Annotated in this window: 9 protein-coding genes; 5 read left to right on the forward strand and 4 right to left on the reverse strand. The window is 67.5% G+C overall.

All coding sequences use genetic code 11. The features are described 5' to 3' along the window. Positions 1-16 precede the first annotated feature (16 nt). Positions 17-1,417 (forward strand): hypothetical protein, encoded by a 1,401-nt coding sequence (locus tag ACQ7JA_RS04570; RefSeq protein ID WP_430894976.1) that lies wholly within the window; start codon positions 17-19, stop codon positions 1,415-1,417. A gap of 10 nt (positions 1,418-1,427) precedes the next feature. On the opposite strand, the gene ACQ7JA_RS04575 is transcribed toward ACQ7JA_RS04570, so the two are convergent. Together ACQ7JA_RS04575 and ACQ7JA_RS04580 are read right to left on the reverse strand one after the other, a co-directional pair. Continuing rightward, the gene (locus ACQ7JA_RS04575; protein WP_430894978.1) at positions 1,428-1,991 is read right to left on the reverse strand and encodes a manganese efflux pump MntP family protein; all 564 of its coding nucleotides are present in this window, start codon (positions 1,989-1,991) and stop codon (positions 1,428-1,430) included. A 194-nt stretch (positions 1,992-2,185) separates the two neighbouring features. Continuing rightward, positions 2,186-4,888 (reverse strand): bifunctional diguanylate cyclase/phosphodiesterase, encoded by a 2,703-nt coding sequence (locus tag ACQ7JA_RS04580; RefSeq protein WP_430894981.1) that lies wholly within the window; start codon positions 4,886-4,888, stop codon positions 2,186-2,188. A 177-nt stretch (positions 4,889-5,065) separates the two neighbouring features. On the opposite strand from ACQ7JA_RS04580, the gene ACQ7JA_RS04585 reads away from it, so the two are divergent. The 4 genes from ACQ7JA_RS04585 (at position 5,066) to ACQ7JA_RS04600 (ending at position 7,668) form a co-directional block, all read left to right on the forward strand. Then, entirely contained in the window at positions 5,066-5,605 is a 540-nt protein-coding gene (locus tag ACQ7JA_RS04585; protein WP_430894983.1) for a hypothetical protein, read from the forward strand. Between the two features lie 75 nt (positions 5,606-5,680). After that, positions 5,681-6,043: a hypothetical protein gene (locus tag ACQ7JA_RS04590; protein WP_430894985.1), complete on the forward strand. Its 363-nt coding sequence runs from the start codon at positions 5,681-5,683 to the stop codon at positions 6,041-6,043. Between the two features lie 228 nt (positions 6,044-6,271). Then, positions 6,272-6,814, forward strand: coding sequence for a GNAT family N-acetyltransferase (locus tag ACQ7JA_RS04595; protein WP_430894987.1), 543 nt, complete (start codon positions 6,272-6,274; stop codon positions 6,812-6,814). Positions 6,815-7,074: 260 nt separating this feature from the next. After that, positions 7,075-7,668, forward strand: coding sequence for a hypothetical protein (locus tag ACQ7JA_RS04600; RefSeq protein WP_430894989.1), 594 nt, complete (start codon positions 7,075-7,077; stop codon positions 7,666-7,668). Here ACQ7JA_RS04600 and ACQ7JA_RS04605 read toward each other — a convergent pair. Then, entirely contained in the window at positions 7,625-8,269 is a 645-nt protein-coding gene (locus tag ACQ7JA_RS04605; RefSeq protein WP_430894991.1) for a winged helix-turn-helix transcriptional regulator, read from the reverse strand. The genes ACQ7JA_RS04600 and ACQ7JA_RS04605 overlap by 44 nt on opposite strands. Positions 8,270-8,328: 59 nt before the next feature. Beyond that, the gene (pstS, locus tag ACQ7JA_RS04610) at positions 8,329-9,366 is read right to left on the reverse strand and encodes a phosphate ABC transporter substrate-binding protein PstS (RefSeq protein ID WP_430894993.1); all 1,038 of its coding nucleotides are present in this window, start codon (positions 9,364-9,366) and stop codon (positions 8,329-8,331) included. Between the last annotated feature and the right edge of the window lie 70 nt (positions 9,367-9,436).

Consider the following 9,436-nt stretch of genomic DNA (forward strand, 5'->3'; position numbering starts at 1 on the left):
CGTCAATACGATTCCCATGCGCCCGATATTTCCTTCTGCGCGCCTGGCTGCCGCCGGGCTCCTTCCCTTCCTGACTTTACTGTCCGCCTGCGGCGGTGGCGGCGGTGACGGCGGCGATCCGCTGCCGCCACCAAGCCAGGCCCCGGTCGAGCAGCGCGTCGCCGGCGAAGCGGTGTTCAAGGTGCGCGGCGCCGGCAGCGGCTGGGTGGCCCTGGCCGAGAAGCTGCAGCCCTCCTTCACGGCCCGGCGGCGCCCGGTGCGGCGCCTGCTGGTGGCCGAGGGCGCCATAGCCGGTAACGGCTATGCGCCGCCGGAAGGCTGGTCGCTGATCGACTTCGCCGTCCACCCCAGCCGCGAGATCAGCGCCGTCATCGCCACCGACAGCCAGGTGCGCCTGCTGCGCCTGGACCGGCGCGGCGCCGTGATCGCCCAGTTCGACTTCCAGGATGCGACGATTCCCGATGACCCCTATATCGGCGACCCGAATACCATTCCCGACCACAAGGCCCTGCTGCCGCGCGCCACCCGCGATGCCGTGCGCCTCGCGCCCCTGGGCGAGCACCTGGCGCTGGCCCTGCATACCGGACGCAACTCGATCCTGGCCTACCGCTACAGCTACAGTGCCGGCGGATTCAAGCGCGAATGGCGCACCCTGGTCGAACCGGGCGTCGCCGTGGGCGGCAGGTCGACCACCAGCGGCACCTTCGACCCTTTCGGCGGCCTGCACGACCAGTGGCAGGTGCTGCTGGACACCGATGCGAGCGGACGCGTGGCGGTCGCGGTCAACCTGAACCCGACGGACTACGCCGAAGGCCATGCGGCGCATTTCAGGGAGACGCTGCCGGCAGACTTCTTCACCGGCGCGCTGCTCACCGAGCTGGCCCCGGACGGACGCCGGATCGGCACCAGCTACCTGGAGACGCGGGTGCAGACCGAAGTCAAAGCCATCAAATGGCATGGCGAATCCATCGTCGCGGTCGGCCGCTTCCTGCCGACGCGCCTCCCTGACGGCAGCGGCTGGGATGGCCTGGTGAGCGTGATTCCGGCGGGCCGGCACGGCAGGGCGAGCTACCGCGCGCTCGACATCGAGCGCGGCGACGCCCTGCTCGACGTGACCTCGCTGCCGAACGGCCGCCTGCTGGCGGCGGGCAGCAGCGGCTATATCCAGAATCCGGCCGGCGCCAGCATCTCGGAAGAAGCCAAACCGCTGCTGCTGGTGCTGGAAGGCGACGGCGCCCTGCGCGAGAAGTTGACGGTCGGCGGCGGACCGCGCCACAACCAGGTGCGCTCGGTGGCGCCGCACAACGGCGCCTACTTGAGCGGGAGCCTGGAAAACGGACCGGGCACGCATTCGGCCGATGCCGACCCGGCCCTGCTGCGTGCCGACGGCGTCGTGCGCGGCCTGCGCCTGCCCTGAACCGGGAGGGTCAGGCCCCCAGGTGCTCGATCAGGATCGTCGTCCCGACCAGCACCAGCACCACACCGCCGATGCGCTCGGCGTTGCGGCCCACCACGGCGCCCAGGCGCCGGCCGAGCAGCACGCCGATGGTCACCATGGTGGTGGTGGCCACGCCGATCGACAGTGCGGCGTGCACGATCGAGACGTCGACGAAGGCCAGGCCCACGCCCACCGCCGCTGCATCGATGCTGGTCGCCACGGCGGTGAGCACCAGCACCAGCAGGTTCTGCCTGCCGCCCGCCTCTTCCTCCTCCTCGTCGGAGCCGAAGGACAGCCAGATCATGCGGCCGCCCAGGCCGAGCAGCAGCACGAAGGCGATCCAGTGGTCCCACTGGCGGATGGCGTCGGCGGCCAGCGAGCCGAGGGCCCAGCCGATCACGGGGGTGATGGTTTCGATGCAGCCGAACAGCAGGCCGATGCGCAGGGCTTGCGGGAAGGTCGGGCTGCGCAGGGCCGCGCCCTTGGCGATCGCCGCGGCAAAGGCGTCGGTCGACATCGCGAGGGCGAGGAATACGAGGGCGGTGAAGGTCATGCTGGGGTCTCTCGATGCGGGCGCGGACGACGGCGCAGCCGCGCGCCCGACACTGCGCGGATGGGCCGTTGGTCTCGCCAACCCAGCGCAAGCTGAGGGCGCCCGCGCCACGGTCCGTATCGGTACCGAGTATGTTGACACGGGCACTCGCGCATCGCGCGCGAGCAGGCTACTCCCCAAAGGGTGTGGGCATTCTAGAAGGAAACACCTTCGGCCGCAAGCGGTCCTTGCGCCAGCAGGTAGCGGCGCCGCATCATCTCCAGCATCTCCCCGGCCGGCACCGGGCGCGCGATGTAGTAGCCCTGCACCTCGTTGCAATCGAGCTTGCGCAGGATGGCCAGCTGCTCCTCGGTCTCGACGCCTTCGGCCACCACCGACATGCCGAGCGCATGCGCCATCGATACGATGGCCTGGAAGAAGACCTTGCCCTCCTTCGAGTTACCGAGCTCCATGGTGAAGGCGCGGTCCACCTTCAGCACGTCCATCTTGAGGCGCTGCAGCTGCGACAGCGAGGAATAGCCGGTGCCGAAATCGTCCACGTGCAGCTTCACCCCCAGGGCGCGCAGGGCCGCCAGTTCGGCCAGGATGTCGTCGTGGTCGCCCATCATGGCCGATTCGGTGATCTCGACCTCGATCAGATTCGCGGGTACGCGCCAGCGATTCAATGCGCGGCTCAGCTGGCGCTGCACGCCGCCGCGCTGGAACTGCTTGGGCGAGACGTTGATCGACACCGGCACCAGCGCCACCCCGGCCTCGCGCCAGGCGGCCAGCTGGGCGCAGGCCTTGTCGATCACGACCTCGCCGATGCGCACGATCAGGCCGGTGGATTCGGCCAGCGGGATGAAGTCGCCCGGCGAGACGAGGCCCAGTTCCGGATGGCGCCAGCGGATCAGGGCTTCCATGGAAAGGAGCTCGCCGCTGCGCGCATCCACGCGCGGCTGGTAGTACAGGGTGAACTGGTCGCGCTCGATCGCTTCCAGCATGTGCTGCTTCAGGCGGGCGCGCGTGTTCAGGGTGTTCGACAGGGCCGGATCGAAGAAGCGGTACTGGCCCTTGCCCTCGTTCTTGCCGGCGTACATGGCGATGTCGCTGTGGCGCACCAGGGTCTCGGCGTCCTGGCCGTCGCGCGGGAACATGCTGATGCCGATCGAGGAGCCCACCGCGTGCAGGTCGTCGCCGATCAGGAAGGGCACGCCGAAGGCTTCGACGATGCGCGCCGCCACCGAGGCAGCCTGGCGCTCGCCCTCGACCGGCTGCAGCAGCACCAGGAACTCGTCGCCGCCGAAGCGCGCCACGCTGTCCTGGGGACGCAGCAGCGACAGCAGGCGCTGCGCGGCGCTCTTCAAGAGCTGGTCGCCGACCGCATGGCCGTGGGTGTCGTTGACCACCTTGAACTCGTCCAGGTCGATGAACAGCAGGGCCAGGCCCTCTTCGTTCGCGCGCGCCTGGGCCAGCCGCTCCGGCATGGCGCCCAGAAAAGCGTGGCGGGTCGCCAGGCCGGTGAGCACGTCCTCGTTGGCCATGCGTTCGAGCTGGTCCTCATGCGCCTTTCTTTCGCTGATGTCCTGCAGGGTCACGGCCAGGCCGTTGCCGACCCGGACCAGGCGCCGGTGGCCCCAGCTGATGTTCAGGCGGTTATCCAGGGGCATGCGGCGGTCGTCCTCGTAGAAGCCGGCTTCCATCGCCTTGCGGTAGGTGGACATCAGCTCTTCGCCGAACAGGCCCGTGTCGATTTGGGCCAGGCTCGAACCCACCAGCTGCTCGCGCGTCATCCCGTAGAAGAAGGCGCCGCGCTCGTTGCAGTCGACGATGCGGAAGTCCAGAATGCTGCCGTCGCGGGCGCGCACGGCGGCCGCCATGTAGAAGCCGTCGTTGCCGCTTTCGGTGGCGGTGCGGTAGGCGCGCTGCACCTCCTGCTTCTCGCGTTCGCGTTGCAGGGAGCGGCGCGCCATCACCGCCCCAAGCACGCCCAGGAGCAGCAGGCCGATGCCCGCGACGATGGCGCGGTCGCGGCTCTCCCGCCAGTAGACTTCCGCCGTCGCCAGCGCGGTGGCGTGCGACAGGCCGACCAGGGCCACCAGCGGATAGACGCTCGAATGGCGCCAGCCCAGCACGCGCGCCTGGCCGTCGGCGAAACCGTATTCGCCCTCGACCTTGCGCACGCCCCGCTCGCTGGCCCACAGGCCGCCGCGCAGCGGCAGCACGGCGGCGCCGCCGTCCAGGTAGGCACTGCCGTCGCTGCGCTGCTCGACGCGCAGGCGCCCCTCGAGGCCGGCCAGCGCCACCACACCGCCCGCGCCCAGGGTGGCGGGGCTGATGAAGGAAGTGAAGTAGCGCGCATCGACGGCCATCAGCACGATGCCGTCGAATTCATCCTCGCTCGTGTCGAGGCGGCGCGTGAACAGCACCAGCTCGCCGCCCTCGCCGAAGCGCGGCGGCGCGGCCCCGACCCGCAGCGCGGTCGAGATGTGGTTGCGGTGCTGGATGAAATACGGCGCCGAAGCGAGGTCTTCGCCGATCAGGAGCGGACGGGTCGAGGCGCGCACGATGCCGCTTCTGTCGACCACTGCCACCATGCGGAAGGCGCTATCGGTGAACATGCCGTCGCGGCGCAGTTCATCGATCAGGCCGGCGTCGCGCCCGTGCTCCCAGCTGAACTTCAGCTGCATGGTGATCTGGTCCATCTGGCCCACCGAGCGCGTGATGTACTGCTCGTAGGCTTCGGCATAGGCGCTGGCGTCCTTGCGCGCCTGCCCTTCCGCGCGTTGGTGCTCGGCGTTCGCGCGCACCACCGTGGCGATCCACAGCGCGGCCGCCAGGAGCAGCGCCAGCGCCGGCCACACGACGACGAGGTAGCGGTTGGTGCGGGAAAAGGCGAGGCCGGGATACTTGTTCATGCGGCGTATTTCAGTTTGGCAAGATGCCGGGCAGTCTACGCAGCAAAGATGTCAAGCTTGTGACATGGTCGTGGGCCCGAAGCGATGGCACGCTAAGTGAGAATGCACGCATATTTCCGGAACCGGAGATGGCATCATGCTCCCGTCTGACCGAGAGTCCCTATTCGAAAGGAATGTATGAAGATTGTCATCCAGGCCGTGCTGGGTTTGTCGCTGGCCGCGATCCACCCCGCGTTTGCCGCTCCCGCGACGCCTCCGGCGCAGGCCGCCGCGCACAACCCCGCCCACGTGAAAGCCGTGCAGGACCTGCTCGGCGCCATGCAGGCCGAGAAGATCCTGCGCGGCGTCGCAGGCCGCAGCCGTTATCCGAGCGAAGCGCAGCGCAAGGCCGTGTTCGCGCGGCTCGACAGGATGCCGCCGGCGCAGGTCTACCAGCGGCTGGCTGCGCCGCTGACCGGCGTGATTTCCCTCGACACCGCCACCGAGATGACCCGCTTCTACAATACGCCCTACGGCAGGCAGGTCATCCACCGGAAGTACAACAGCGGCCCGCAGATCGTGATGCCGGGGATGACGGAAGCCGTCCCGCCGGAAGAAAAGAAGGAGCGCAAGCGTGCGGCGTACGTCCAGGCCAGCAAGGAACTGGCGGATGCGCAGCCGGCGATCGAACGCGAGGCATTCAGGCTGCTGCAGATGATCAACACGCAGAAGATCTGACGCAGGGGATCTAGAATGCAAGCCGTGCACCGGTTTCGACCTGAAGACCCATGCCCGGGCGCAATGATAAGGGCCATGTTGTTGACGGTCCTCCTTGCGCTTGCTCCGTCCCCTGTTTCCGCCGAGGCGGCGAAAAAGCACTGCTGGACTTTTCCGCGGGATTACGTCGTTTCCCGTCCCCTCAGCGTCAAGGAGGTAGAAGAGGTCGAGTTGCAGAAGACGTTGGCCATGCTGAAAACGCTGGAAGACTTGCCGAGGCTGCCGTTTGCTTTTCAGAATGAGCAGTGGACTGCGTTCAAGTCAAGGATGCGCAAGGGAGACCAGCTCGTCGAGTTCAGTTCCGACGAACGCTCATGGCAACATCTCGCAGGCGAAGCCGGCTACGCCATTCTGCGCGCCGGCTGTATCGTCGAGAAGATGACGACCGTAATCAACTGATCCAGCTCGTGGGAAACCCGTCAGCGCTGCTGATCAAAGCTATGTTCGTGCCCGAATGTCAGACCTGAGCCCGCAGCAGCGCTCCGGGAGATCGAGCAGTACCGCGCGCCGCTTGCCCCTCCTGCCCGGGCGCCTCGCCGCCCTGGACGCTTTTGTCTTTTCCCTGAAGCCAGGACCAGGGCAGCCGACAATTCGACCTGGTGATAGAAAGTATTCAGGATTCCATCCATGCCAATTTCTCTTCCAGACCGGCTGGAGACACGCCGTTTGACCTTGCGCGAACCGCGCGAAGCGGACGCATCGCTGATCTTCGAGGCTTACACCCAGGATCATGAGGTAGCGCGCTACATGGTCTGGCGACCGCACCAGACCCTTCGGGAAACGGAACAGTTCATCGCTTATTGCATGGAAGGATGGCGCAGCGGCCGTACCCGGCCGTATGTCATCACGCTCCACGGCGACGAGCACGTCCCGATCGGCATGCTGGAAGCGCGCATCGCTTCACACACCATCGACATCGGGTATGTCTTGCAACGGGCCTGTTGGGGAGCGGGCTACATGGCCGAGGCGCTCATCGCGCTCAGCGATGCGGCCCTGGCGCACCAGGACTGCTTCCGGGTGCAGGCGACCTGCGACACGGAAAACAGTGCCTCCGCACGGGTCCTGAAAAAATCCGGATTCGTCCTGGAAGGCCGTCTCGAACGGCACCTCATCCTGCCGATCCTGGCGCCTGAACCGAGAGCATCCCTGATGTTTGCGCGCTGCCGGTAGCAGACGCCACCAGCAAGGCGTCAGAGCCGTCAGGCTGAACTTGTGGCTTGGAAGCAGCAGCATTCCGGCAGCGATCGCAGTAGTATGCATGCATGAGCACCGAGCCCAACCAGCTTCCTCCTGCTTGCCGGCGGCGTAACCATGTGATGGCGGCGTATGTCGACGCGTCCGCCATCATCCGGATGCGCCTGGGGCCGGAGACAATCGAACGTTTTGCACGCGATGCGGGCGTGCCCTTTCACGTGGTGCTGCGCGTGTTGATGGCAGGAGGCCCTCGCAGGCCTTGTGCGCGCTTCCACGAACCGGCCCGCCAGGCCGGCCCGGGCGACGACAGTTCGGCTGCGTCGTCGGTCTATTTCCGGGTGCCCATGGCGTCGGCTGCGGAGCCCTGGGGCGTGAACAGGCGGGTGGACCGAAAGACGGCCCTGCTGGTCGACGCGGCGATCAGCGCCGCCGCTTCGCATGGCGTCGCGGGCGCGGCCGCGGAGCTGATCGACCTGGGACTGCCTGTGGAGTTCGTGTTCCGGGTACTGTGCAATCCCGTCTCGCGGCGGCGCTACCTGTCAGCCATGCCGATGGACGAAGGCCTTCCGGCGTCCGGCCAGGCGGGGATGTGCCGGCGGCGCAGCCGCCTGCAGGCCGCCTACGTCAACGCGGCCCTCACGATCAGCAGGGTGGTCAGCGTCCAGCGTGCCGAAGCCATCCTGGTCGAGCAAGGCGTGCCGGAGCGGGTGATCGTCCGTGTCCTGTACCTGAACGGCCTGCGCAGGAACCATGGCGGGGCCGCCATGGACGCGCACGCCCCTGGCCTCAGGCCGGCGACAGCATGTAACCCGCCCCACGCACCGTCTTGATCAGCGACTTGGCCCGCCCCAGCGCCTTGCGCAGCCGCAGCACGTGCACGTCCACCGTGCGCTGGTCGAGCGACTCGTGCGCTTCCCACAGGTGTTCCAGCAGCTGGGCGCGCGAGAAGACCTGGCCCGGGTGGCACAGCAGGAAGCGCAGCAGCCGGTATTCGGCGTGGCGCACCTCGACCTTGTGGTTGCCGACCCGGACGCTGCAGCTGAGCGGGTCCAGCACCAGCCGGCCCGAACGCAGCAGGCGCTCGTCGGGCGCCTCCTCGGGCGGCGGCTGGGGGATGAATTCGGGGGCGGGGGCCGGCGCCGGAGCGCTGCGCTCGGCGTCAAGGCAATCGGCCGCCAGCAGGATCACCGGCTTTTCGCGCAGGCCGCCGGCGCCGCGCAGGCGCGCCAGCAGGCGCATGCCGCCTTCCTGGCGCAGCATCGATTCCTGCAGCAGCAGTTCGGGGCGCTCGCGCCCGATGAAATCCCAGGCCTGCGCCAGGCTCGGGACGCTGTGCCAGACCCACTCTTCCTCGTGCAGCGAGTACTTGAGCAGTTCTGCGATGGCCGGCTTGTCGTCGACCACGAGAACGATCGTGTTAGCCGTCGTCATGGGAGTCCGAAAGAAAATCCGGCGGCCCAGGCCGCCGGTGTGTCACGAGAGACGGAGGATCAGTAGATCGCCTTGCCCGAGCCGTCCTTCAGCTGCTGCTTCCAGTTGGCCTGCACCAGCTTGACGACCGATGCCGGCATCGGCACGTAGTCCAGCTCGGCGGCTGCCGGGGCGCCGTTCTTGAAGGCCCAGTCGAAGAACTTCACGACTTCCGCGCCCTTGTTGCCATCGGCCTGGGTCTTGTGCATCAGGATGTACGAGACGCCGGTGATCGGCCAGCTCTGCTTGCCCGCCTGGTCGGTCAGCACCACGCCGAAGCCCGGGGCCTTGGTCCATTCCGCGCCGGCGGCGGCGGCCTTGAAGGCGTCGTCGTCAGGCTGCAGGAAGGCGCCGTCCTTGTTCTTCAGCTGGGTGTGCGACAGCTTGTTCTTCTTGGCATAGGCCCACTCGACGTAGCCGATCGCGCCCTTGATGCGCTGCACGTTGGCGGCGACGCCTTCGTTGCCCTTGCCGCCCACGCCCACGGCCCACTTCACGGTGGTGCCGGCGCCGACGCTGCTCTTCCATTCCGGGCTGGTCTTCGACAGGTAGTCGGTCCACAGGAAGGAGGTGCCCGAGGAATCGGCGCGGTGCACGACGGTGATGTCGGCGTCCGGCAGCTTCACGCCCGGGTTCAGGGCGGCGATCGGCTGGGCGTTCCACTTGGTGATCTTGCCCAGGTAGATGTCGGCCAGGACCGGACCGGTCAGCTTCAGCTGGCCCGGAGCGACGCCGTCGACGTTGACCACGGCGACCACGCCGCCCATGATGGCCGGGAACTGCATCAGGCCTGCCTCATCCAGTTCTTCGGCCTTCAGCGGCATGTCCGAGGCGCCGAAGTCGACGGTCTTGGCCTTGATCTGCTTGATGCCCGCGCCCGAACCGACCGACTGGTAGTTCAGGCCGTTGCCGGTGGCAGCCTTGTACGACTCGGCCCACTTGGCATAGATCGGGTAGGGGAAGGTCGCGCCGGCGCCGGTCATGTCAGCGGCGAAAGCGGTCGACATCGCGAGCACGGCGGCAGTAGTGGCTGCAGCGGCGAGGATCTTCTTGAACATTGGCTTGTTATTCCTATTCCTGGTTGAGGGGGGGGGCCGTTATGAATTCGTGACCACGCGGCAAAGTCTA

Origin of the sequence: Massilia sp. BKSP1R2A-1 (genome assembly GCF_050586525.1) — a bacterium.
In the GTDB taxonomy this organism is placed as follows: Bacteria; Pseudomonadota; Gammaproteobacteria; order Burkholderiales; family Burkholderiaceae_D; genus Telluria.

Coding starts and splice junctions, on each gene's coding strand:
- ACQ7JA_RS04570 (WP_430894976.1), top strand. CDS start 17: ATGCGCCCGATATTTCCTTCTGCGCGCCTGGCTGCCGCCGGGCTCCTT.
- ACQ7JA_RS04575 (WP_430894978.1), bottom strand. CDS start 1,991: ATGACCTTCACCGCCCTCGTATTCCTCGCCCTCGCGATGTCGACCGAC.
- ACQ7JA_RS04580 (WP_430894981.1), bottom strand. CDS start 4,888: ATGAACAAGTATCCCGGCCTCGCCTTTTCCCGCACCAACCGCTACCTC.
- ACQ7JA_RS04585 (WP_430894983.1), top strand. CDS start 5,066: ATGAAGATTGTCATCCAGGCCGTGCTGGGTTTGTCGCTGGCCGCGATC.
- ACQ7JA_RS04590 (WP_430894985.1), top strand. CDS start 5,681: ATGTTGTTGACGGTCCTCCTTGCGCTTGCTCCGTCCCCTGTTTCCGCC.
- ACQ7JA_RS04595 (WP_430894987.1), top strand. CDS start 6,272: ATGCCAATTTCTCTTCCAGACCGGCTGGAGACACGCCGTTTGACCTTG.
- ACQ7JA_RS04600 (WP_430894989.1), top strand. CDS start 7,075: ATGGCAGGAGGCCCTCGCAGGCCTTGTGCGCGCTTCCACGAACCGGCC.
- ACQ7JA_RS04605 (WP_430894991.1), bottom strand. CDS start 8,269: ATGACGACGGCTAACACGATCGTTCTCGTGGTCGACGACAAGCCGGCC.
- pstS (WP_430894993.1), bottom strand. CDS start 9,366: ATGTTCAAGAAGATCCTCGCCGCTGCAGCCACTACTGCCGCCGTGCTC.